Source organism: Gardnerella sp. DNF00109, assembly GCF_049262845.1.
Lineage (GTDB): Bacteria > Actinomycetota > Actinomycetes > Actinomycetales > Bifidobacteriaceae > Bifidobacterium > Bifidobacterium vaginale.
Genome location: NZ_CP058406.1, coordinates 977,985 through 1,002,765 on the forward strand (window position 1 = coordinate 977,985; position 24,781 = coordinate 1,002,765).

Here is a 24,781-nt window from a genome sequence, read left to right on the forward strand (position 1 = left end):
GCATGATCATTTTGCAAGATTTGCATAGATAAAAGCGTGTAAAACAAACAAGGCGCGCACATTGTATTACCAAAGCGCCCGCCTTAATTATTTTTATTTATAAACAAACCTAAATCGACCCAAATCTAACTAAAGCGCGGTACCGTGCTGATCGAGTCGCGGATTTTGCTTAGAGTTGCTAAAGCTAAAGAACAGCCCAAACACGCCCAAAGCAAACAACACTGCAACAGTTATAACAAGCACCATTGGCTGACTTGGCAGCCACATAATTACCAAGAACGCGAATGCAGAAAGCAAGAGAACAGCCCAAGAACACACGCCAATAACTTTGCGAACAGTATTCCAAGTATCATCTCCAGCCTTAGCTCGCTTAATATTACGAGTTAACTGTTCCTCTTGTTCTGTAACGCTAGAAGATGGCTTCCAACCGTCAACGCCGTTTTCTTGGAGCCTTCTTGAATGTTCTTGCAGATTGTATTCGTCAATCATTCCACCGCGACCGCGGCCATTCGTTTGATCGTATTGAGACGGGATTCCCCTACGACTCTGCCTGGCTTTTGCTCTACGCTCTTTGCGGTTTGCCATGATTGATTCCTTTCTGCATTGAATTTTCACACAATACGAATCATTTTAACGCATAACTAAGCCATTTTGGCACGCGTCAACAATTTTTTCGATTAATAAATCGTTTAATAAACGCCCTTTTCGAGTGGCAGCAATACGATTTTTGTTCAACACTGCCAAATCTTCTTTACACACTTCGATTAGCACTTTTTGCAAATAAGAATCGTCAAATTCGCAATTTGCTTTACGCATCTTTGTACACAATTCATCAATACTAAGACCTTCCCTAATGCGCAACCCAAGCATTACCTCTTCTATCAACGCATCCTCGCTATTTATACACTCGTAGTTTTGCCAAGGCACGTTTCCTGCATTAATCGCATGCGCCCAACGTTTTGGATGCAAAATATCCCAAGATCTAAGATTGTAAAACTTGCTTGAATCCGCCAAAAGAGCACAATCATCCATGCTTTGCTTGCTAATGCCGCTAACAGAATTGTAGTGAGAATGAGCCCCTGGGCCAATTCCTGCCCAATCAATGTTCTTCCAATATCCAAGATTATGTTGAGACTCAAAACCAGTGCGCGCCCAGTTAGAAATCTCATACCACTTTAAGCCAGCAGAATTAAAAAACTCGTCTGCAACTTCGTATTTCGCGGCTTCATCATCGTCATCTGGCGCGTGAATTGTGCCAGCAGCAATTTGGCGACCCATTTTTGTGCGCGGCTCTACTGTTAGCGCATACGCGGAAACGTGGTTAACGCCCAGGCTCAAAGCCATTTCTACCGACTTTCGCCAATCGTCTAGACTCTCCCCTGGAGCTCCATAAATCAAATCAACACTCGAACGCAAACCACAAGCATCCGCTGCTTTAACTCCGCGCTCTACATTTTCTGGCGTATGCGTGCGGTCAAGCGTTTTTAACACATGCGGCACAGCCGATTGCATTCCAAAAGATATTCGCGTAAATCCACCTTCTGCAAGCGTCTCAATATAAGACTCGTCTGCAGTGTCTGGATTTGCTTCCGTAGTTATTTCCGCGCCAAGCATAATGCCCCACAAGTTACGTATTTCTTGCAAAATTCGCACTAAATCTTGCGCTTTAAGAACAGTCGGAGTGCCGCCGCCAAAGAAAACAGATTGCGCTTTAGGCTCGAAAATCCCGTGAAATTCCTGCCACTTTTTTACAAGACGCATCTCACGAATCGCAACATCCGCGTACCCTTCACGACTCGCACCTTCGCCCAAATCACGAGCAGTATACGTATTAAAATCGCAATAACCGCAGCGACGCAAGCAAAACGGCACGTGCACGTAAACTTCAAAAGGCATGCTTGAAAGCGAATCTTCACTAGGCTTGTTCGATTCAAAATTCAATATAATCCTCAGCCTTCAGACTTTTGCGCTGCACGAATCTTATCTTTAGTGTCTCTATCGTTTGCGCCATCATCCGTAGCCAAAGCCGCAACAAACGCTTCTTGAGGAACTTCAACATGTCCAAGCATCTTCATGCGCTTCTTACCAGCCTTCTGCTTTTCAAGAAGCTTACGTTTACGCGTAATATCGCCGCCGTAGCATTTAGCAAGCACGTCTTTTCTAAGCGCACTAATAGTTTCGCGAGCAATAATACGCGAGCCAATTGCAGCCTGAATTGGAATCTCAAACTGTTGGCGAGGAATAAGTCCGCGAAGCTTCTTAGTCATCATAACGCCGTAAGAATAAGCCTTATCGCGATGCACGATGGCGCTAAAAGCGTCAACCTTATCTCCCTGAATAAGAATATCAACCTTCACTAAATCTGCAGCTTGCTCGCCATCTTCGTGGTAGTCAAGAGAAGCGTAGCCCTTTGTGCGGCTTTTAAGCTGATCGAAGAAGTCAAAAACGATTTCTGCAAGAGGAATCCTGTAGTGCATTTCCACGCGATCGGCACTAATGTATTCCATTGTGCCCATTTCCCCACGATGATCTTGGCACAAGTCCATAATAGCGCCAATAAAATCTTTTGGAGCAATAATGTCGGCAGCAACCATTGGCTCAATAATGCGCTTGATTTTACCTTCTGGAAACTCGCTAGGATTAGTCACATGATGCTCGGTGCCGTCTTCGCTAGTAACATCGTAAGTTACGTTTGGAGCAGTTGAAATAAGATCTAATCCAAATTCTCGACTTAAGCGCTCGGAAACAATCTCCATGTGCAAAAGACCTAAGAATCCGCAACGGAAACCAAAGCCCAATGCAACAGACGTTTCTGGCTCGTAAATAAGAGCAGCATCGTTAAGTTTTAGCTTATCGAGAGCATCTCTTAGCTCTGGGAATTGCGCGTTATCGATTGGGAATAAGCCAGCGTAAACCATAGGCTTAGGGTCTCTGTAGCCTTCCAAAGGCTCGGATGCAGGATTTACGGCGCTAGTAATAGTGTCGCCAACTTTAGATTGGCTCACGTCTTTTGCACCCGTAATTACGTAGCCGACTTCTCCCGCTCCAAGCGCCTTTGTTGGAGTCATATCTGGGCTAATAACGCCGATTTCAATAGGATCATGCGTCATGCCAATGCCCATCATATGCAATTTTTCACGCGATTTAAGCTCGCCATCAACCATACGAATATATGTGACGATTCCGCGATACGAATCGTAGACTGAGTCAAAAATAAGCGCACGAGCAGCACCATTAGGATTTCCACTAGGAGCTGGCACTTCCAGCACGATTTGGTCGAGAAGATCTTTTACACCTTCGCCAGTTTTCCCAGAAACACGCAAAACTTCATTAGGTTTGCAACCAATTAATCCAGCTATTTCTTCCGCATGCTTGTCTGGCTCCGCACTAGGCAAATCGATTTTGTTTAATACAGGAATAATCGTTAAATCATGTTCGATTGCCATATAAAGGTTAGAAAGCGTCTGCGCTTCAATTCCTTGAGTGGCATCCACAAGCAAAACCGCACCCTCGCATGCTGCAAGCGCACGCGAAACTTCGTAAGTAAAATCAACGTGACCAGGAGTATCAATCATGCCAAGCGAGTACTCTTTACCGTCAAAAGTCCACGGCACGCGAACAGCCTGCGATTTAATAGTAATTCCGCGCTCTTGCTCAATATCCATGCGATCCAAGAAACGGTCTCGCATCTCACGTTCTGGCACAATCCCAGAAAGCTGCAAAATGCGATCCGCTACAGTAGACTTGCCATGATCTATATGCGCAATAATGCAGAAATTGCGTATCAACGATTGATCCGTAAATCCTGGCTGGTTATGCGGTGTAATCAAAGCAAATATCTCCTTTTAAGACACAATGAATATATAGTATAATGTGCATCAAGCACTGTAACTCATTAATGGTAGCAACTTGACTACCCTAGTCCAAGAAGATAAGAACAGCAAGTTATGCACTTAATTACATTTAATGCATGCAGTAAGCATTATGGTGATTAATATTCGTGAAAATTAGTGGTTTTATCCAAGAATCATGCTATGCTTACCCTTTGTATGTCCTTGATATAGCAAACGTCGTTTGGAGTAATAGTGGCAAACATTAAGTCGCAGAAAAAGCGCGTGCTCACCAATGAGAAGGCACACAAGCGTAACGTGGCAGTGAAGTCTGCTTTGAAGACTGCTATCCGCGCTACTCGTGAAGCCATCGCTGCTGGTGACAAGGCTGCAGCTGAAGCTGCATTCGCAGTGGCTGCTAAGAAGCTTGACAAGGCTGCAGGTCGTGGTGTGATTCATAAGAATCAGGCTGCAAACCGTAAGTCTGGTCTTGCTTTGGCAATCAACGCTCTTTAAAATAGTCGCATTAGATTGCGATCTTAATTAGAGTTTGAAAAATCTCCGTTATCATTTGTGTACATTTGGTAACGGAGATTTTCTGTATACTAGAACATTTTTATATAGAAAAACAAGAATCGTTCAAGAATAAATAAAGTAATATCAAACGCTAATATGCATTTTGAATTGAATATCGCCGTACTTTGGTGTATAAACAGCAGCACCAAAGGCTATTACTGAACCAAAAGAGTCCTTAACAATGGATTCAACTGCAAGAGATGGAGTTTTATCTTCAACCTGTAAAACTTTTGCCATGGTTCCACATAGTTGCTCAACATGAACAGACAAATCATTTTCACAAAGCTTTACAGCGTAATCGCTTTCTAGAAACTCTGCTAAAGATTTTTTCGTAAAATCATGAGTCAAAACTTTTGGAAATCTTGAAGCTTCAAGATAAACTACACTGTAATTAGACAAAACGTCATCAACGTACTTTAATCGTTTAACACAAATCAGATCAATTGACTCATCTAAACCAAGCTTATAAGCAGCAGATTCATCTTTAACTACATCATTTTGAATAACTTTGATTCGTATATGTTCTTTGCTTTCAGAATAATTCTGGTAAAAGCCTTGAACCTGGTCTGATATAACTTCACGGTTAACACTGTGAATAACATCTCTTGCTCTAAAAGTTCCTTTGCCTTGTATTCTTACAAGCAGACCTTCCAATATCAGATTATCAACTGCATGTCTAAGAGTAATTCGGCTAACGTTGTATTGCTTACACAATTCTACTTCTGGAGGAAGTTGTTCGTCTGGCTCCATTAAGTCAATGCGTTTCCTAAGATTGTCTCGCACGGCAATATATTTAGGTACACCTTCGGTCACAATCCACTCTCCAAATAGTAATTTTCTTTTAAAAGCTATTAAAAAAAAAATCTTAAAAAATGAAGCTTTTAAGAAAATTTTTACAAATTTGCTTTCAAAACACACAACAGTTACATAGTATCAGTATATTATGCCAATATACGATTAAGGCGTGCCTATACTACAAAAGGCTACAATCTTAAATTATTGATTAAAGTTGCTATTTAATCGCAAATTCAAGATCATAACCTTTTAGACTTATCGTTTCTATTTTTAATTGTGATTTAAGTTTAATTTCTACAATAACTCTTCACAATTGTATTAGTTTTCAATTGCATATTTGACTTTACTATTTTCTCTGCGCGTCAACAATATTGAAGACGCGTAGAAAAGAACATAAGATATTACAACTGCAATAATACTTACGATTTTGCCTCCTGCAACATTCGTGTAACCAAGAAAAACTCCAGTTACACCAAAATCAGCGTCTGAATAAGTGGAGTTTGCAGAACCAAGATTACCCAAAACAGGCAAAAGAAGTAACGGCAAGAATGTAATAACAATACCATTAACAAAACCGCCTACAACGCAGCCTCTTCTACCAGCTTGGCCGTTGCTAAATACGCCAGTAACACCACCAGCCATAAAGTGAGCAACAATTCCTGGAATAACAACTGTTGTTCCAGCCAAAGCCATAATAACCATTCCAACGATTCCGCCCGTAAAGCTTGCCAAGAATCCAATAAGAACAGCATTTGGAGCAAATCCAAAAGTCATAGGAGCATCTAATGCAGGCTTAGCATTTTTAACAAGTTTTTCAGATATTCCTTTAAACGCTGGAACAATTTCATCCAAAACAACCTGTACGCCTGCAAGAATAATGAAAACGCCTGCAGAGAACATTGCAGCCTTAAGAATAACAAACACAATAAAGTTTTGCCCATTAGATAAATGCGATTCAATATATTGCGGCCCCGCAAAAAGTGCTACAACAGCGTAGATAATTGCCATTGAAAGTGCAATGAGAACAGTCGTATCTTTTAAGAATCCAAGAGCAGCTGGGAACTTAATATCTTCAGTAGACTTAGACGGATGCTTTTTAGAAGCTGTAAGTTTTGCAATCAAAGTTCCAATAAGAACTCCACTACTAGTAGGGTGTCCAAGTGCAACATCATCTTTGCCGGAAGCAGTGCGCATAAATGACTGAACCAATGCTGGAGAAATCGTAATAAGTAAACCTTGCGCGAATGATCCGAGAATAATAACGGTTAGAGTATTAAAACCTGCGACATTGAAGATTACTGCGAGCATACTTGCCATATAGAATGCAACGTGACCAGTTAAGTAAATGAACTTAAATCTAGATGTTATTGATAAAACAATGTTAACAATCATTCCAAAGAAGAAGATTAATGCTGCTTCTGATCCATACTTCATAAGAACTGTACCGATTATAGCTTCATTATTTGGTACTACGCCTTGAACATGGAACGCATATTGGAACATGCTCCCAAAAGGATTTAGTGCTTCAGTGACTACTCCAGATCCGGCTGCCAATACTAAGAAACCAATCATTGTACGAATAGAGCCTTGTACTATGTCGGAAATCTTTTTGCCTTGTACTGCAAGACCAATTAGAGAAATCATTGCAACTATTACAGATGGTTGTCTAAAAACATCTAGCAGTATAGACAGAACACCGTTCATAGTCTCTCCTTATATATTTTTATTAGTATGTGAGCTGATTTTGGCATGCATAATTTACAAAATTACAAGAGAGAAAATGTAATTAATGCCAAAAGTCTTTTGCCCAAACTTAACTTAGTGCAAGAAGCCATAATAACGGATAAGCCAAGACATAAATTTGTTATAATGTTATATTCAATTTTTGATGATTTTCGTATATATTTTAAATAAAATGAAAATTATTAAGCATAATTGCGATTTAATAGAAAATAATACAACAAAATCGCAAATAATCTGAAATTTACTAGCATTTCATTGCAGAATAACGTAAAAATATGTGAAAATAATCACAATAATTACAATAAAAGACACACCCACAATGCAAAAATCACGCAAAAAGCCAGAAAAACACTACTCAATAATCCAAGCTAAACCAATCAAAACAGCCAAGAAAAGAAGATTCACAATTGTGTACATAAGCAAATAGCGACCCTTATTATGAGGATACTTATGCGTAATACTCTTGTATGAAATCAAAGATGCCATAGACGCAATAAGCGTTCCCATACCGCCAAGATTAGTACCAATAATAAGCATCTTCCACTGGTCGCAGAAGCCTGAAAGTAAGATAGTAGTTGGAACGTTACTAATCATCTGACTAGAAACAACCGAAACTTCCATAGGATGAGAGCCAACCCACATTTGTGCAATCTCGGTAAATCCTGGGACCCTACGCATGTTTCCAATAAAAATAAAGAACATTATAAATGTAAGAGGCAAAGCCCAGTCTAGAGCGCGGAACACATGCGAATCGCAAATAATAAAGGCAATAACAACTGCCAAAACCATAATCCAGTCTGGAATCCAGCCAGCTACTCCACACAAGCACAAAACAAATAAAAGACTATAAACAATAACTCGCCATTGAGTAAAACCAACACCGTAACCCATAACGCGAATCTCATCTGGCTTAGGTGATTTAGAGTGCGGAGCCAAGACACTTTGTTCAATGTCATCTCCATGCAAGCCCTCAAATTGATCGACTTTTCTAGAGCTAAAGAACACAAACGCAAACGCAATCATAAGAATCGCAGCAGCAAGCGTGTACGGAGCCATAATAGAAAGAAAGTTGCCAGTAGACATTCCAGTAAGCGCTTTAAGATACAAATTGTGCGCGTTGCCAATAGGAGTTAGCATACTTCCAACGTTTGCACCAATCGTCATTAAAGTCACAACAAGAATTGCATGCTTTTCTGCATTTGCCATCATCAAAACAGAAATCGCAAAAGGAACAAAAGTTACAAGAGCAACATCATTAGTTATAAGCATCGCCGAGAAAAACGTTAAAGACATAAGAACCAGAACTAATCCGCGCTCAGTCCTAACTCTTCTAAGAAGATTCGCGCCAATACTTCTAAAAACGCCTATTCGCTGGAATCCGCAAACAACCATCATTAAGCAAACAAGCTGAGAAATAGTGTTTACATGAATGTAGCCAAAATATTGTGCGTCTGGTGGAACAAAAAAGCAAGAAATAACAGCTAAAACGGCAGCCACAATAAGGATGGTTTCACACTTGACCAAATTCAGAAGCCAACGCCTCATCGTTCCTCCGTGACAAAAATACACAACTTGTTCAATTGTATAAGAAACCCAATCCAAAGGGGCAAAAATTTCCGACAAAATCGTTGAAATAACAAGGCATATTGTCTTAAAAGAGCTTTAGTTTTGCCACAAAGCGAATAGGCAAAAATCCGCCCATTTTTATGACACGCGCAAATGGTCGCATGTCGTAGAAGACTATATTATAAATGGAAAAGAAGTCTTGAAGTTTAAGCTTAAAGGCTGAAACAACTTAAAGCAAAAGCGAGAAGCGCAATTATGGCAAACGAAGAATTGCAGAAAACAAAACAAAACAATCATAAAAGAAACACAGCAGATTTGATTGTAGAATGCCTTGTAAATGAAGGCGTTGAAGTTGTTTTTGGAATCCCAGGCGAAGAAAATATTCCGCTTTTAGAAGCAATTGAACGAAATGGAAACATACGCTTTGTGCTTACTCGCCACGAGCAAGGTGCAGGTTTTATGGCCGCAACTTATGCTCATATTACAGGAAAGCCAGGCGTGTGCTTAGCAACGCTTGGACCTGGAGCATTAAATCTTACTCTTCCAGTGGCTCAGGCAAACGCAAGCACAACCCCGCTTGTTGCAATATGCGCTCAAGGAAACGTATCTCGTCTTTATAAAGAATCTCACCAAATCATTGATTTGGTGTCATTATTCCAACCGATCACTCAGTGGTCTTCGATGATGTTAGCTCCAAGCACTGCTCCAGAAATGGTTCGTAAAGCTTTCTCAATCGCTCAAAGAAAGCGTCCAGGAGCCACCTGCCTTGTAATTCCAGAAGACATTAGCGAAATGAGCGTTCCAGAAGATGCAAAGCCACTTCCACTTCCAAGACCTCTGCACATCCTTCCCGCTCCAGATACTATTGACGAAGCTGCTAAAATCATTAGCCAGGCAAAAACGCCGATTATTCTTGCAGGAAACGGTGTTGCACGAAGCCATTCTCAAGACCAGCTACGCGCTTTTGCAGAACAGCTTAATGTTCCAGTTGCAACAACATTTGAAGGCAAAGGCGTGTTCCCAGACAATCACCCTAATGCTCTTGGCGTAGTCGGATTCATGCATAGGGATTATGAGAATTTTGCTTTCGATACAGCAGATTTGATTATTGCTGTTGGATTCTCTATACAACAGTTTGACCCTAAGAAGATTAATCCAAATATTGACAAGACAATTATTCACATAAATACATTTGTTGAAGATACAGACGCTCACTACCCTACTGCACTAAACATTATGGCAGATATTGGTCAGACTCTTAAAACTCTTACAAATGTTCTTAAGGATAGAAATATTACTTTTGATGTAACTCACCCAAAGATTCGTCAAATGATTACAGACGAGCTGCATTCGTTTGAAAACGATAACAGCATTCCTATGAAGCCACAGCGTGTTGTATACGACACTAGGCGCGCTGTTCCAGAAGGAACCAAGGTTCTTGTAGACACAGGCGCTTTAAAAATGTGGATGGCAAGACTTTACCCTACAATGCACCCAAATACTTGCATTATAGACAACAGCCTTTCTACAATGGCTTGGACTTTGCCTGGAGCTGTTGGAGCATCGTTTATTAAAGATAATAGTGGAAAAATCAACACAAAGCCTGTTCTTGCTGTTATGGGCGACGGCAGTTTTATGATGAATGTTCAAGAGATTGAAACTGCTGTTCGCGTGGGTTCTAGAATGGTTGTTCTCGTTTGGGAAGACAACGCTTATGGATTGATTAAGTGGAAGATGGACTTACATGCTGGAGAACACGAATACGTTGATTTTACTAATCCAAATGTTCCAAAATTGGCAGAAAGCTTTGGCGCTAGAGGACATGTTGTACAAAAGCCAGAAGACTTATACAACATGCTTAAAGAAGCTTTGGAACAAGAAAGCGGCGTTGATGTTATAGCCTGCCCAGTGGATTATAGCGAAAACATGAAGCTTATTGAAAAGCTTGGCGACATTGATTTTGGCAACTAGGTTGATTTTAGCAACTAAAGTGCTAATCGCATAAGAAGAATCTCCGCACTTGCATTAATTCAGTTATCATCTGCCAATTTAAAGATAGTTAAAGGTAGTTTTCTGAAGAATAAATGCAATGCGGAGATTTTTATAATACTTTTACAACACGGTTTAAATATTTAATTTTCCTCCTTTGCTTTATCATCGTAGCGTCTGCCAATAAGAGCTGCTCCTAACGCACCAAAGAACACTTCTTGATTTGCAATCACTACACGATCGGGTATTTTTAGTGAGGACAAAAATGACGATTTTTGTTCAAGTCTACAAATGTATTCTTTTACGCCTTTTAATAAAATTGCTCCTGTTTTACTCACTCCTCCACCAATAACAATAATCTCTGGATCAAAAGTAACTGTAATAATCTGTAGTGCACTAACTAAGGTGGAAATGAACTTATTCCATACTTTTTCAGCTTCTTTATTTTTAGCAGAAACATTGCGCAGCAAAGACGCGATAGGATACTCATTCTTTGCTGGCCAAAGTTTAGATAAACCAGTTCCAGAGATTATTGTTTCTACACATCCACACTGTCCACATGGGCAATCCCTACCCTGCGTATCAGCAACTATATGACCTATTTCTCCAGCCACACCAGTGGAGCCGTGGAAAATAGAGCCATTAATGATAATTCCCGCAGAAACTCCAGTACCTAAATTCAAAAACACTAAACTACTAGAATCAGAACCATAATAATTATATGCACCGAATGCTGCAGCATTAACATCATTATCTATTACAGAATTCAATCCAAAACGTTTACGTATTTCAGTCTTAAAATCTATACTATGAGATCCCAAATTTACTGATTCAGATACTTGCCCAGTATGTTGATTAACTAAACCAGGCACACCAATTCCTATAGTGAATTTAGTATCATTGCCATATTTTAGGATAATTTGATTAATCACTTCAGAAATAAGCTTGCACACTTCATCGACAATCTCTACTTCACCTTGCTTGGTAGAAACTTGAGAATGCGCAATCAGTTCATTATTAGTATTGAAAGCTGCACATAATACTTTTGTTCCACCTACATCTACCCCTATGCTTATATGCGACGGTGTGCTGTGCGTCATAATAAACTCCTTAGAAAAATACTTCTGCTTTGAAGTTGAACCCTATTAAACCAATTAAGTACAATTATTGCACTAAAAGATAAAAATGCAAGACTATCTAATATATTTAATAAAAACATTGAAAAATAAAGGAATCTATAGTTCCAATATTTCATATATAAAAAATAAAATTAGAAAATATTTTACAAAAACATGTTTTAGTATATATTCCAAACTATATATTTATCTGATAGAATATCATGTATAAAACAATGGGCATTAAAAGTGGAACGACGACATGAGCATAAAAACAATAGCGAAGCCAATGATTAATCAATTAATGACAGTGTCTCAAAAAACCATACCTGCCGACGCAAGAATAAATAACAGAATGCTAATATTCAACTATTTATTCCCAAAACAAATACTTTCTAGAGCTATGCTCGTAAGAAAAACAAAATTATCAAAAGCATCTATTTCAACCGTCGTGTACGAAATGCTTGAAGACCACATATTAGTAGAAAGTGGTCAAGAGTCAAAAATAGAAAGAGGTAAAAAAGGTACACTACTCGAAGTAGACGCAAACTATTGGAACATTATAACTATAGATCTTTCACAACCTTGTCTCATACAAGGCGCTGTTGTTAATCTGTGCGGAGATATATTAAAAAGATCGGAAATATCGTTATATAAAAGCACAGATGCGAACTGTGAAAAAATCATAGAAGTTTGCAAAACTCTAATAAATAATTCAAATAATCACATACTAGGAATAGGAATTGCTGTACCTGGGATCGTAGACGATGAAGGAAGAGTAGTTCGCTCATCGAATCTTCAGTGGGAAAATATAAACATTAAAGAAGAGTTGATTAAGCATTTTAATTGTCCAATTATCGTTGATCATGACACGAATAGCGCATTACTAGCCGAAAGATTCTTCGGCAACGGCGTACCAAATACAATATTTATACAGTTATCGTTAGGTGTTGGCGCATCAATATTAATAAATGATGCTATTATCACTGGAATAAATAATTCTGCAGGAGAAATTGGTCATATTACAGTAGATCCGCAAGGACCAGATTGTTCATGCGGCAAAAAAGGATGTTTAGAAACATATATTTCCGCGGAAACACTGCATAGAAAAATGTTTACATCAAATAGAAAACCAGAAGATATATTAGCAGAGGCAGGTAATTATTTAGGAAAAGCTCTCACAACAACAATTAATCTTTTAGACCTAACAGACGTGGTAATTTATGGACCATCCGACATTGTAAATAAGGTATTTATAAGCTCTACAGAAAAAGCAATACAAGAATATGGTCCATACAGTCCAAAACATCCTTGTACAGTAAGAAGATGCACTTGCAACAATGACATAACTCTTATAGGAGAATGTATATCAGTAATTCAAAATAGAATCATGAATCTCTAATATATAAAAAGCAAAGAAGCAATCAACAAAAAATTAATGTAAAAACTAGTAGCAAAGAAGCACAAAATGAAAATCGACAATTCAAATATCGAAATAATACCTTCACCACAAAACATATCAATATACGCAAAAGATACTATTACGCTTCCACAATCAAGTCATATTAGTTTCATAAATATTAAACCAGACTTAAGAATAACTACAGCAGCAAAACAGCTATGTGAAGATTTGAAAAACAATCACAATTGCAACTGGAGCATTAGCTACTCAGAAGGATATAAAAGCGCTATATCGGCAGCTATTAACAAAAATCTACGTATTCAAGAATATAAAATTTCATCTAAAATCTCAACCAATCAAACACTTGTAAATATAGAAGCTGGGAGCATAGCGAGTATCTGCTTTGCAATACAAACTATAAGACAACTAATTATGCAATATGGTCTAATACTGCCATCATTACAAATTCAAGACTTTCCAGAAATACCTGTAAGAGCATATTCTTATGATGTTTCAAGAGGAAGAGTGCCAAAACTTTCATGGTTAAAAACTTTAGTAGACCAGTTAAGTCTATACAAATATAATCAACTTCAACTATACGTAGAACATGTTATCGATTTAGATGACACAATTGAATCCTGGATTGGACATTCACCATTAACTTGTAGTGAGATTATCGATCTAGATGAATACTGCTATGCAAGAGGAATAGAACTCGTTCCAACACTTGCAACTTTTGGACACATGTATGAAATACTAAGAAGTAACTCATATAAACAGCTTGGCGAATTCCCAGAACAATCAGAAAGACCCTTCAGTTTTGTTGAAAGAATGATGCATCATACTCTAAATCCTACTAATCCTAACACTATACCGTTTATATCTAAAAGGATTAAAGATTATGCATCACTATTTAAATCTAATAAGTTTAATATTGGCGCCGATGAGACCTTTGACCTTGGATGCGGTGAAAGTAAAAATGTTGCTGAAAAAATAGGAGTGGCAAATCTTTATTTGTCCTATATTAAAAAGCTATGTGAAAAATTACACGAATTAGGTTTGCAGCCAATAATGTATGCTGATATTGCAATAAAACACCCAGAGTTATTAGCTGATATTCCAAAAAATGTTATTTTTGCAAATTGGGATTACTCGGCAAACATGAATGAAAACAATATAAAACTAATAAAAAGTCAGAATCGCGATCAATACGTATGCCCTGGCACACAATCTTGGAATAGGCTTATACCAGATTTTGACTCTGCTATAAATAACATATCCAAAACATGTGAATATGGGCACAAAAATCATGTATTAGGATTTTTGTTAACTGATTGGGGAGATTATGGACATATAAACGATCCCATACTCTCACTTCCGTATGTAATAATATCATCGGAATATGCTTGGAAATCTAATAATATTGCAAAAAAAGATTTAATAAACAAGGTAAGTAATGTATTTGCTAACAGAACAAACTCAAACTTACTTAACATTATTAAACAAGCGTCTCATGCACAAGCATTCAGCTGGTCTGACGCTGTGCAATTCAAAGAACTTGAATACAATAACGAAAATATAGCAAACGAAGATGTACTATTTTCATTAGGATATCCAAAGAACACTTCCCTAGAACAAGCAAGAAGACGATTCTTAAATGAAAGAGAATCACAAATATTAAATGCTAAAGAATATAATCGCACTCTATCAGAATGCTCAAAGAGCATCTACGATATAAATGCTTGCAGCGAAAATATAAACTGTGAAAATATAAACAAAGATTTTATAAGCACTAGCATTTTAAACATTCAAGGTCAACAACTGCTCAACCAATTAGGGTTGTACATACTAAACCAGAGATTTACTCTAGCTGAAGCAAAATCTTTTAAAACAAATTTGAACGAATGGTTCACACAATATCAAAATCGTTGGGAATCAATAGGTAAAACGGCAGACCTGTACAGGATACGAGAAGTATTGGATTGGTATATAAAAATACTAGGGATGTGAGAAAAGTATATTTACTGGACATATACGCATTAAATATAAATACGACCGAGAAAGTTTATGAATAACAATAAACAAACCCGGTCGTATTTAAATGTTATTGCAAGATAGAAAAGCATGTCGGTAAAGACAAATTTTGCTAATCTACAACATGTAAAGTACGATAAATGTAATTTTTATATTTTTCTGGATTAAGCTTACTACATATTTCAACATTCGGAGTCTTCCCAGAGAAGAAATTAGCGTCAACAAGAACTGAACCATAACTTGGTCCAGGAGTTGCATCAACTTGGCAATAATATTTTGTGCATTCGCTTATACATTCAGGATATAGCGCAGCGGCAACAGCAGATGGATCAGCCATATCGAGATAAGCATCCCCAAAACGGCTAATATTCATTTCCATTAATTCCCTATTGCAATCAATGGCAAACTTACCAAGTTTTCCACTTTCGCGAATATTAGCAATTTCTTGTGGATTCAGCATACATTCTCCCAAGCATGCATCCCATCCAACAAACATAATATTTTTAAGACCAGAATCAACTAATATCTTTGCAGCTTCTGCATCTTGCCAAATATTGAATTCTGCTACAGGAGAAACATTTCCACGACCTAGACCAGCAGATCCCATAACTACTATGCGACCAACTTTTTTCATCGCTTCATAATCAACCTTAATAGCTAGAGCAATGTTAGTTAATGGCCCTAATGCAATAATGTCTATTTCACCATCCTCACTGTTTCTCAAAGTTTCAATCATTTTCAAAACAGCATTACCATTACTTTCTTTTAAGCGATGAGGCACTAGACCAATATCACCCATTCCATCTCTGCCATGGGTTTCATGAGCATAAACCAAATCGCGCAATAGCATGCTGCTACTTCCTTTATATACAGGTGGTTCATATGAACCAGCATGCTCGATAGTAGTAAGCGTATTAATAGTCGCTTGTTCCATGCATACGTTTCCTGATACAGTGGAAAACATTAATATCTTATATCTAGGATCATTTAAAGCCATGGCAATTGCCATAGCATCATCCGAACCACAATCTGTATCTATTATTATTTTCTTTTTAGAATAAATTTCTTTATTTTCCATAAACTCTCAACACCCTATCAATTAATAGAAACTGTATCTTCAAATGTAACTATCTTTAGCAGTGCAGCCGAAGCAATACATATTGCCAGCATTATAAGCCCAAATGTATATGAGAACCCTACTCCAAATTGCGAAATAACAGCACCAACAACGATAGGAGTTAGCATATCAGCTACGCCACTTGCTGTAGCAACGATAGAGCATGCTATACTCACGCGCTTATACATAATTCTAGAGGCAATTGCAACAATAACACTAAATAAAACGCCTAAGAAAAGACCAGCAACGAAAAGCCCAATATAGTAACTCAAGGCAGTGTTAACAAGCATTGCGGCAAGAATAGCAATAAAGGAACCGATACAATTCATGAGTAGCACTAAGGTACCTTTTACATATCTCAGAATCCAAGTGAAAAGGAAACCTCCAAGGACACAACCTAAGTTAAATAGTGTAAACATAAATGCAGCATTTGATTCGCTTATTCCTTTTGTTATTGCAAAACTTGTTGTATACATACCTATAGCAGTCGATACTCCGCTGAATGCGGCAACTGAAATAACAATTCCAGCATAGGCAAGAATCTTACTCTTAGCATATAGTGGCCTGATATGTTCTTCCTCTTTCTCTGTATCTTTAATTTCAGACGTATCTTTGACTATAAAAGACACCGCACAGATAATAAATGAAAGAATACCTAACACATAATATGACCATGCATAAGATAATTTACCACTCAAGAACAGACCTAATACAAATGGTGAAACTGTAGTTCCTACACCAAATAGTCCTTGTCCAAAAGTCAATGAACTTTCATAATTCTTTTTGAATATGCTACTTAACAATGTTGGGCATGCAGCATCCTGCGTGCCAAATGCAATGCCTCCCGCAAACGCAAGTATTAAACCAGAAACAAAACTAGGAATTGTAGGAATACCAAACATAAATATGCCAGTAATAAAAGTACCAATTCCTAAAACTTTTACTGATCCAATTTTCTCTACAAGAACACCTGTTATGTTAACGGTGAGAATTCTACCAAGAGCATATGCTGATCCAAGTAAACCGACAAGTTCAATCTTCTGTCCATAGGTTTGTACTAACTGTGGCAACGTACTGCCAATCATTACACATGTCGAACCTGCCAAGAAATACATAGCAAATGAAAGAAAAGCTTTTAGCGCATCATTACGCTTCATGATTTCACACTTTCCTAGTTCTTTTAATTAACATTTATAAACCATTAGAGGCTTGCCTAAAAAATATCATGATTTTATAATGCTTAAAATGACACTTGTCATGACTAATTTTGTTCTTAAGGAGTAAAAGTAAATCATGAACAACAAATGTATAGCAACGGCGCTTGCATTTATACTAGATGCAACGGATAGCATGAGTACGATTGTAAAAATAGAGAAAGCAAAACAACTCATTCCTCACCAATTCATACGAACATATCACACTAATGATGTTCTCATAAATATGAATAGTGCAGCAAAATATGTATATATCTTTTTAGATGGTAAAGCTACAGTTCGAGGAAGTTTAAATCGTAACGATGGAGTTATTTCAAATATTGAACCAATAGAAATACTGGGACTTTTTGAACTCGTTACCAATGAACCGCATTATACTGCTTTCGTTATGGCAGAAGAAAAAAGTTTGGTATTTAGAATTCCATCTTCGCTATTTCGCGAAATTGTTCAAGAAAATGGCAAAATTTGCTATTGCGTATTATCAATATTCGCAAAAACAGCGGGAAGAACAATGCAAGAAGCAGCAACGAAAAGACTACTTGAATCAATTGACATTATTGGATATTATTTATATACTCAAGCAAACAAAGATAGACCGTATATATGCCCATATACTCGAGAAGATTTAGCAAAAATACTAAATATTAATTTACGAACTTTATACAGGTATCTAGAATCCATGAAAAAAGAGAATCTTATAACAAGCATAAGAGGAAAATTGGTTATAACGGACCAACATTTTGCTTTGCTACATAAAAGATACTCTTCTATGACTATTTAATTATCAAATGACAAATGTCATTTGATAATTAAATAGTCAAAAAGATAATATTTGTAGTAATCAAATAGGAAGTGATTGCATGAAACAGATAATTAAATCATTCAAGGAAGAATTTACTACTGTTGCAGTTGTCACAATACCATTATGTGTTGCTGTTAATTATATTTCTGGAACTATAGCAGGTATGCTAAAACTACCTATTTTCCTTGATACTATAGGTACTTTATTTGCATGCATGATTTTTGGGCCACTTGTAGGAATAACAACTGGAATGCTATCTTCAATAATTTCATCAATCACTATGCCAACCATGCTTCCATTCATAGTGGTCAATATTGCTCTAGCCTTATGCGCTGGTATTCTAGCAAAACATAAAATGTTTTCAAATTATATGAAAATTTTTATTTCTTCAATAATCATGGCAACAATATCCATTATTATTTCAGCACCGATTGTAGTCCTAGTATTTAGCGGGTTCACTGGCGGAGGATCATCTATTATAGCGGCTTTAATAACTGCATCTGGAATGAATATCTGGATTTCTGTATTCTCTACTGAAGGATTCTTTACATGGGTTGATAGAGTATTAACAATCATTATATGCTTAAGCGTTATAAAATGCTTGCCCAATAAATTACTGCTTCTTTTCCCATTAGGTTTACTTTATTTAAAAAATTCAGATTCTGAATAGTAAAAATTAAATCGAGTTTACTATATAAATACAGAGATAAAAGTAATTATGTACATGCATTATATCGATACTATTAATCAAGTAAAAAATACCAAGATACTTGCGACGCTATACCCGACAACAAAATTTATATTGACCATATATTTAATATTAGTAGATATTATATTAAATACTTTTTCATTCACATTATACAATTTGCGACTTTTATTGTTCCCCTATTTTGTTGCTCTACTTGTTCTGATGATTCTATGTGGAATAAAAAAGAATGGATATAAGCTCGTATCAAGTATAGCCATGTTCTCATTATTTGTTGCGATATTTCAAGTCGCTTTCTGTAGACAAGGAAATACAATATTAAGTCTTAATTTTTTGCAGATTACAGATACAGCATTGTCTAATTCTATAACGCTCGGAATGAATACCTTAAATATATCAACTATAGTCATATGTTTTTTCCAAATAACTGATATAGAAGATATTACAATATCTTTAAACAAACTTGGGATGAGCAATAAAACATGTTTCATAATACTTTCTACTTTCCAAACGATTGATTATTTACAAATGCAAATTAAAGCAATAATAACCTCGCAAAAAAGTCGTGGAATAAACTTTAATGGAAATTTAATACGTAGAATTGGCACATTTACTTCGATTTTGCTTCCAGCATTTATTACTTCACTAATAAACATCGAGCAACGCATAATGATGCTTGATTCGCGAAATTTTTTTAGTTCAGAAAAAAAGACATATATTAAACAGGTTAATCATAATGGTCACGAAAAATTAGTACTAACAATAGGAACAATTACACTAGTTTTTCTTATTCTAGGAAGAGTAATTTATGGTTATATCATATAATATTTGCAATTTTTCATACACTTATCCACTTACTTCAAAACCAGCTTTAAGCAAGATAACAATACAGCTAGAATTAGGGAAAATATATGGAGTAATTGGAGCTAACGCTTCAGGTAAATCAAGTCTATGCTTATCTCTTAAGGGATATATTCCTCATTTCTATAAGGGAAAATATTCTGGAAAAATACTATTAAACAACACGATTGATTTATTAAAATCTAATGAATGTGACAGTGTAGGCTTTGTATTTAGCGATCCTTTTTCACAGTTAAGTCATATCAAAAAAACTGTATTTGAAGAAATTGCATTCAGCTTAGAAAATCGCAGTATCCCTATTCAACAAATAGAGAGTCTGGTTACACAAGTTATGCAATTACTTAACATAGAACAACTTGCGCTTCAAAACCCACTAACCCTATCCGGAGGGCAGGTTCAACGCGTTGCAATCGCGTGCGTTATAGTTAATAATCCAGAAATACTAATTCTTGACGAACCTACTTCACAACTTGATCCAGAAGAAACTAAAAATATTTATAATTTTCTACAAAAATACAAAGACGAGGGACATACCGTAATAATTAGTGAACAAGATACAAATTTGTTAGCGGAATATGCAGATAATATCATTGTTCTTCAAAATGGTTTTATCACTCATTATGGAAATAAATATGATGTTTTTTATGATGAAACTTTCCCTTCTGACTGTATTGATATTCCAGAAGTTGTCAAAATTGTGAAAAAGTTACGTAAGTTTGATATCCAAATAACCCCTGACATAACAGATATAGGCGAATTAATAGTTTTATTAAAGGAGAAATGCGATGAGCATCGCAATTAAATTGAACGATGTAAGTTTTCAATATCCTTCAAATGAAAAAATAAAAAATAAAAATAATGATAAACAAGAAAAATCCTGCAGAATACTAAACCACGTAAACATAGAATTCGAAAGTGGTGAATTATGCGCAATAATAGGTAGCAATGGAGCAGGTAAAAGCACTCTCGCCAAAATAATAGACAATTTATTACAGCCAACTTCTGGAGACATAACTATTGAAGGAAAACAATATAAGACATTAAAGCAACACGATATTACATCACTCGTTGGTTATATTTTTCAAAACCCAAATGATCAAATTTTTAACAGCACTGTACATAAAGAAATTACATATGGGATAAAGAATATAAACAATGATCTTTACAGTCGCATTCTGAATCTTACTGGTTTAAACGATAAAGAAAATACAAACCCATTTAATTTGTCATTCGCTGAAAGAAAATTTATTAACATTGCATCTGCACTACTAAGAGAACCACATATTATTATTATGGATGAAGTGACTGGTGGGTTGGATAAACCACAAAAAATGCGACTTGTAAAAATACTTAATTATTTACATACGATAAATGTAACAGTATTATTTATCACCCATGACATGGAATTCGCATACGAAAATTGTCAAAATGCTCTCATACTTGATAACGGAAATGTGTTATACAAAGGGAGCATCGAATCTGCATTCCAGAATGTAGAAATAATAAAACGCGCGCATATTGACCAACCAATCATAGTACATATAATGAATGCGCTCGGAATTAACTATATGCATAAAGATAATCCTATACGTGCTTTAGCTAAATATATTGCGAATCGCAATAATCATTAAGGTATATGCAATCAAAAGCATCAAAATATAAACAAAATATCAACATTAAGATGCAATGCGAATACGCAATGAACATAGTTGGAAAGGACGTAATTCTACATTTAACGCGTCATTATTATTGTGCAAAGCTATAGGCATACCATGCAGCACTGGCATTTCCATAAGATCTACCTCTTCAATTGAGGAATAACGCAAGATTTTATTGAGTTTTATTTGCCCATTTGCATATCCACCAGACGGCTCGTGAATACGTAAGATTATATCTCCAGAACAATCATCAGCCAGCTTAACCCAATCTAATGCAATTAGACCTGAGTTTCTGCGAATCGTAAACAATGGATCGACTTCTGGTAGCATATCAATAATTGGCGAATTCAAAAAATCAGCTGTACTTAGAACTGAATCCATATTTGCATCAGCAATAAATGACCAAGTAAATTCATGCTTACCTTGATCGGTGTTAGGATCGGGGTAAAGAGGCGCAGAAAGCAAAGATAATCTGAGCATAGTTCCATAAGATGAAGAATAATCGCCAATAGGAGCAGTATCAGCGCCATAAGTAGACGAATTTGCAACAGCAACAGCATACGAGGAATCTTCTATGCGAACAAACCTATGTGTGCATGATTCAAACTTTGCATCATCACTACGAGTATTTTTTACTATTGGCCTTTCAACTAAACCATATTGGCACTCATACTGGGCCTTATCTGAACATACGGATGTTGGCATATCTACTTTTAGAAATTGCTCTTTAGCATTCCAATCAACTTGCGCATGGAAATCAAGTCGTTTAACACATGGCTCTAAAATTATACTTGTTTTAATCTTAACATCCTTTTTACATGCCAAGATTTCAACAGATACACCGCCCGATAAAAGCTCTTTAACGTCAACAATTGAAGAATCATCAATCTTACGATTCCTCATAAATGCATCTCGCTCAATATCCCATGCATCCCACTGATACGGCTCATCTTTTAATATCTCATATTGCGCCATGCGATAACCAGATGGGATTAGCTCACGATTAAATTTAATATCTTCAACAGAAGATACTGTGCCATCGCGTTCAATAGTCACACTTAAAACACCATTATTAAGAATTACTCCACCATCATTTTTGTGTTTTACAGTTGTTGTATTATTTTTACAGCTTTCACTACATTGATATAAATTCCAAGCGACCTCATTTTTACCTGTATAAGTCAACAACTTTACATTTTCACGCGCATTAACCGCGTTAACCGTGCTGTTAGCTTTTACAATCGCATTGGCAATATCTGAAATAATTTTACGTAAACAAGAAATATCTCTAGCATATTCTTCTCTAGCTTGCCTATGAACCCATGCAATAGCAGAACCAGGAAGAATATCGTGGAACTGGTTCAATAATAAAGTCTTCCAAATTCTAGTAAGCTCATCGTTATTGAAACGATATTCTGGCGCATACACTCGAGCTAAAACAACAAGATATTCAGCCACACGCAACAATGATTCCTCCATGCGGCAATAACGCTTCATATCTTGCTGAGAAGTAAGAGTTTTTCTATGCAACTCTAGATAAAGCTCACCCTTAAACACTGGCGTATTGCAATTTGAATCGTCAACAATATCTTTTCGTATTTTTTCAAATAACTCATCAGGAGTGCCGAAATCAACTCTAGGAGCACCCTCTAAATTACGATCACGCCTAATACGAGCAGTCATTTCGCGAGTAGGCCCTCCACCGCCATCGCCAAAACCGTATAACAATATTGCGTGATCAGATAAATCTTTATCCAAAAAATTGCGTTGAGAATAAACTAACTCATGCATGCTCACAGATGAAGCATAAGTATTAGATGGAGGAAAATGAGCTAAAATCCTAGAACCGTCTATTCCTTCCCAAAGGAATGAATGATGTGGGAATTTAGTGGTATCATTCCAAGAAATCTTTTGAGTTAAAAACCAATCAAATCCAGCGCGGCGAGCAAGTTGAGGCAATGCGCCAGTATAGCCAAAACTGTCTGGGAGCCAAATGCCATGCGGATCAACACCAAAATGCTCCTTAAAATAGCGCTTACCAAAAGTCATTTGTCGAATTAAAGATTCACCACATGGCATAATTACATCGGACTCAACCCACATACCACCAACAGGTATAAAACGTCCTTCTTTAATCCTATTTTTCATACGCTCAAATAAATCGGGATGCTCGTTTTCTAGCCACTCGTATTGTTGAGCAGAACTCATAGCATAAGTAAAATCAGGATCCTCATCCATAAGAGCTAAAACGTTAGATATTGTGCGTGCGACTTTCCTGTGCGTCTCGCGCACAGGCCATTGCCAAGCAGAGTCAATATGAGCATGTCCAACAGCAATATGCCTTAGAGAACTTGCCGCCGCGGGCTGACTTAATACATTAGTCAACATATTACGAGCATTTTGAACAGTAGAAGAATCATGTTCATCATATGCATTTAAGGAGCGCTGTAAAGCTTTAGCTAGTTTCCAGTATCGCGGATTATCGTCATTCAATTCTCGCATCAAAGAACTTACAGTCTCAAGATCCATATAATAATCAAAAATATTACGATTAAAAACAGTAACGTCAACATACTTCAACATATATTGGCATTCGGTTTTTCCAGTAGCACGCTCACCTAAATCAGTAGGAGAAAACGCAGTAGGTCCTTCAACAAATGGATTGTCTGCAGCTTCCAAATATAAAGTAAAATTACCATTTTCATCAATACTAATCGAACGATTATTATGCTCATCAATCAACGGAACCCAATGATTACAAGGGTTTACAGCTTTTATAACTCTTCCGTCAACGTTATACACTAATCCTTCAGCTTGAAAACCAGGGAAAAGATTACTAATCCAACCTAAATCAACATTTAGCTCAACTTTGCACCCCTTTACCTTTGAAAGATCAATCGACCCTGATATCTCAAACCACGTTGTTCCCCAAGTTGTTCCCCAAACGCTTGGAACATTGAATGAATGAAACACAATATCGTTTCTTTTTAACTTAGAAAAGAATTCGTTAGAAGAAATAGGTTCTCCAGCAATCTCATACGCTCGAATTTTACAATGCAATAAAACAGTATTTATATGCGGGTATAAGCGTTGTTGCATAACTCTTGTACAGCGATTTAATTGCTGCTCAGGTAATAAAAACATAGTTTCTACACTTCTTTCTTACACAATTAAACATTTATACGTAAATCACGTACACGCAAATCACATACGCATAAATCGCATATCTAACATATAAAGACAAAACAAGTATACGATATTAAATCAGTAAAAGTTTATGACAAAAGACAGTAATTAATAAAAATTCATAACTGTTATGAATTTTGGGAAATAAACCTGAATTTTGCTAACCAAAGTTATAATATTTAATCAG

19 protein-coding genes are annotated in these 24,781 nt (G+C 36.6%); 9 read left to right on the forward strand and 10 right to left on the reverse strand.

What is annotated here, in order from left to right; translation table 11 throughout:
- Positions 1–129: 129 nt before the first annotated feature.
- The 3 genes from HXT20_RS03855 to lepA are packed head-to-tail and all read right to left on the reverse strand — an operon-like array spanning position 130 to position 3,830.
- Positions 130–585: a tripartite tricarboxylate transporter TctB family protein gene (locus HXT20_RS03855; protein ID WP_004117747.1), complete on the reverse strand. Its 456-nt coding sequence runs from the start codon at positions 583–585 to the stop codon at positions 130–132.
- A gap of 45 nt (positions 586–630) precedes the next feature.
- Positions 631–1,896, reverse strand: coding sequence for a radical SAM family heme chaperone HemW (hemW, locus tag HXT20_RS03860; RefSeq protein ID WP_421791414.1), 1,266 nt, complete (start codon positions 1,894–1,896; stop codon positions 631–633).
- A gap of 53 nt (positions 1,897–1,949) precedes the next feature.
- Positions 1,950–3,830, reverse strand: a complete 1,881-nt coding sequence (gene lepA / locus HXT20_RS03865; protein ID WP_004113579.1) for a translation elongation factor 4 — start codon at positions 3,828–3,830, stop codon at positions 1,950–1,952.
- Between the two features lie 255 nt (positions 3,831–4,085).
- Here lepA and rpsT point away from each other — a divergent pair, with 255 nt between their 5' ends.
- Complete coding sequence (gene rpsT, locus HXT20_RS03870) at positions 4,086–4,346, forward strand: 30S ribosomal protein S20 (protein WP_004113577.1); 261 nt, start codon at positions 4,086–4,088, stop codon at positions 4,344–4,346.
- A gap of 144 nt (positions 4,347–4,490) precedes the next feature.
- Here rpsT and HXT20_RS03875 read toward each other — a convergent pair whose 3' ends face one another.
- The 3 genes from HXT20_RS03875 to HXT20_RS03885 all read right to left on the reverse strand — a co-directional run bounded on the left by HXT20_RS03875 (position 4,491) and on the right by HXT20_RS03885 (position 8,489).
- Positions 4,491–5,219 carry a GntR family transcriptional regulator gene (locus HXT20_RS03875; protein ID WP_422114250.1) on the reverse strand — a complete coding sequence of 243 codons (729 nt, stop codon included), beginning with the start codon at positions 5,217–5,219 and terminating at the stop codon, positions 4,491–4,493.
- A gap of 300 nt (positions 5,220–5,519) precedes the next feature.
- Positions 5,520–6,905 (reverse strand): PTS ascorbate transporter subunit IIC, encoded by a 1,386-nt coding sequence (locus HXT20_RS03880; protein ID WP_422114251.1) that lies wholly within the window; start codon positions 6,903–6,905, stop codon positions 5,520–5,522.
- A 390-nt stretch (positions 6,906–7,295) separates the two neighbouring features.
- Positions 7,296–8,489, reverse strand: coding sequence for an SLC13 family permease (locus HXT20_RS03885; protein WP_415703351.1), 1,194 nt, complete (start codon positions 8,487–8,489; stop codon positions 7,296–7,298).
- Positions 8,490–8,765: 276 nt separating this feature from the next.
- Here HXT20_RS03885 and HXT20_RS03890 point away from each other — a divergent pair, with 276 nt between their 5' ends.
- Positions 8,766–10,481, forward strand: a complete 1,716-nt coding sequence (locus tag HXT20_RS03890; protein ID WP_004126054.1) for an acetolactate synthase large subunit — start codon at positions 8,766–8,768, stop codon at positions 10,479–10,481.
- A 161-nt stretch (positions 10,482–10,642) separates the two neighbouring features.
- Here HXT20_RS03890 and HXT20_RS03895 read toward each other — a convergent pair whose 3' ends face one another.
- Positions 10,643–11,599: an ROK family protein gene (locus HXT20_RS03895; RefSeq protein WP_285084928.1), complete on the reverse strand. Its 957-nt coding sequence runs from the start codon at positions 11,597–11,599 to the stop codon at positions 10,643–10,645.
- A gap of 277 nt (positions 11,600–11,876) precedes the next feature.
- On the opposite strand from HXT20_RS03895, the gene HXT20_RS03900 reads away from it, so the two are divergent.
- Entirely contained in the window at positions 11,877–13,016 is a 1,140-nt protein-coding gene (locus HXT20_RS03900; protein ID WP_004114978.1) for an ROK family protein, read from the forward strand.
- 66 nt (positions 13,017–13,082) lie between these two features.
- A complete protein-coding gene (locus tag HXT20_RS03905; RefSeq protein WP_004117734.1) occupies positions 13,083–15,026 on the forward strand; it encodes a beta-N-acetylhexosaminidase in 1,944 nt (647 codons plus the stop codon).
- 136 nt (positions 15,027–15,162) lie between these two features.
- Here HXT20_RS03905 and HXT20_RS03910 read toward each other — a convergent pair whose 3' ends face one another.
- Together HXT20_RS03910 and HXT20_RS03915 are read right to left on the reverse strand one after the other, a co-directional pair.
- On the reverse strand, positions 15,163–16,128 hold the full coding sequence (locus HXT20_RS03910) for a nucleoside hydrolase (protein WP_004117733.1): 966 nt from the start codon (positions 16,126–16,128) through the stop codon (positions 15,163–15,165).
- Positions 16,129–16,145: 17 nt separating this feature from the next.
- On the reverse strand, positions 16,146–17,324 hold the full coding sequence (locus tag HXT20_RS03915) for an MFS transporter (protein WP_004113554.1): 1,179 nt from the start codon (positions 17,322–17,324) through the stop codon (positions 16,146–16,148).
- A 136-nt stretch (positions 17,325–17,460) separates the two neighbouring features.
- On the opposite strand from HXT20_RS03915, the gene HXT20_RS03920 reads away from it, so the two are divergent.
- The 5 genes from HXT20_RS03920 (at position 17,461) to HXT20_RS03940 (ending at position 21,381) form a co-directional block, all read left to right on the forward strand.
- The gene (locus tag HXT20_RS03920) at positions 17,461–18,162 is read left to right on the forward strand and encodes a Crp/Fnr family transcriptional regulator (protein ID WP_004113553.1); all 702 of its coding nucleotides are present in this window, start codon (positions 17,461–17,463) and stop codon (positions 18,160–18,162) included.
- Between the two features lie 79 nt (positions 18,163–18,241).
- On the forward strand, positions 18,242–18,853 hold the full coding sequence (locus HXT20_RS03925) for an ECF transporter S component (protein ID WP_013399619.1): 612 nt from the start codon (positions 18,242–18,244) through the stop codon (positions 18,851–18,853).
- Between the two features lie 240 nt (positions 18,854–19,093).
- Positions 19,094–19,714, forward strand: coding sequence for an energy-coupling factor transporter transmembrane component T (locus HXT20_RS03930; protein WP_230454567.1), 621 nt, complete (start codon positions 19,094–19,096; stop codon positions 19,712–19,714).
- Complete coding sequence (locus HXT20_RS03935; protein ID WP_004113544.1) at positions 19,698–20,552, forward strand: energy-coupling factor ABC transporter ATP-binding protein; 855 nt, start codon at positions 19,698–19,700, stop codon at positions 20,550–20,552. The genes HXT20_RS03930 and HXT20_RS03935 overlap by 17 nt, the downstream gene beginning before the upstream one ends.
- A complete protein-coding gene (locus tag HXT20_RS03940) occupies positions 20,536–21,381 on the forward strand; it encodes an energy-coupling factor ABC transporter ATP-binding protein (protein WP_004117732.1) in 846 nt (281 codons plus the stop codon). Before HXT20_RS03935 ends, HXT20_RS03940 begins: the two co-directional genes overlap by 17 nt.
- A gap of 45 nt (positions 21,382–21,426) precedes the next feature.
- On the opposite strand, the gene HXT20_RS03945 is transcribed toward HXT20_RS03940, so the two are convergent.
- Positions 21,427–24,552, reverse strand: a complete 3,126-nt coding sequence (locus HXT20_RS03945; protein WP_041160638.1) for an alpha-mannosidase — start codon at positions 24,550–24,552, stop codon at positions 21,427–21,429.
- Between the last annotated feature and the right edge of the window lie 229 nt (positions 24,553–24,781).

What these genes read in the sequence shown, in the direction of transcription:
- HXT20_RS03885 (WP_415703351.1), bottom strand. Translation starts at nt 8,489, where the DNA reads ATGAGGCGTTGGCTTCTGAATTTGGTCAAGTGTGAAACCATCCTTATT.
- HXT20_RS03940 (WP_004117732.1), top strand. Translation starts at nt 20,536, where the DNA reads ATGAGCATCGCAATTAAATTGAACGATGTAAGTTTTCAATATCCTTCA.
- HXT20_RS03855 (WP_004117747.1), bottom strand. Translation starts at nt 585, where the DNA reads ATGGCAAACCGCAAAGAGCGTAGAGCAAAAGCCAGGCAGAGTCGTAGG.
- HXT20_RS03945 (WP_041160638.1), bottom strand. Translation starts at nt 24,552, where the DNA reads ATGTTTTTATTACCTGAGCAGCAATTAAATCGCTGTACAAGAGTTATG.
- HXT20_RS03890 (WP_004126054.1), top strand. Translation starts at nt 8,766, where the DNA reads ATGGCAAACGAAGAATTGCAGAAAACAAAACAAAACAATCATAAAAGA.
- hemW (WP_421791414.1), bottom strand. Translation starts at nt 1,896, where the DNA reads ATGCCTTTTGAAGTTTACGTGCACGTGCCGTTTTGCTTGCGTCGCTGC.
- HXT20_RS03880 (WP_422114251.1), bottom strand. Translation starts at nt 6,905, where the DNA reads ATGAACGGTGTTCTGTCTATACTGCTAGATGTTTTTAGACAACCATCT.
- HXT20_RS03910 (WP_004117733.1), bottom strand. Translation starts at nt 16,128, where the DNA reads ATGGAAAATAAAGAAATTTATTCTAAAAAGAAAATAATAATAGATACA.
- HXT20_RS03905 (WP_004117734.1), top strand. Translation starts at nt 13,083, where the DNA reads ATGAAAATCGACAATTCAAATATCGAAATAATACCTTCACCACAAAAC.
- HXT20_RS03915 (WP_004113554.1), bottom strand. Translation starts at nt 17,324, where the DNA reads ATGAAGCGTAATGATGCGCTAAAAGCTTTTCTTTCATTTGCTATGTAT.
- HXT20_RS03895 (WP_285084928.1), bottom strand. Translation starts at nt 11,599, where the DNA reads ATGACGCACAGCACACCGTCGCATATAAGCATAGGGGTAGATGTAGGT.
- HXT20_RS03920 (WP_004113553.1), top strand. Translation starts at nt 17,461, where the DNA reads ATGAACAACAAATGTATAGCAACGGCGCTTGCATTTATACTAGATGCA.
- HXT20_RS03900 (WP_004114978.1), top strand. Translation starts at nt 11,877, where the DNA reads ATGAGCATAAAAACAATAGCGAAGCCAATGATTAATCAATTAATGACA.
- HXT20_RS03935 (WP_004113544.1), top strand. Translation starts at nt 19,698, where the DNA reads ATGGTTATATCATATAATATTTGCAATTTTTCATACACTTATCCACTT.
- HXT20_RS03930 (WP_230454567.1), top strand. Translation starts at nt 19,094, where the DNA reads ATGATTCTATGTGGAATAAAAAAGAATGGATATAAGCTCGTATCAAGT.
- HXT20_RS03925 (WP_013399619.1), top strand. Translation starts at nt 18,242, where the DNA reads ATGAAACAGATAATTAAATCATTCAAGGAAGAATTTACTACTGTTGCA.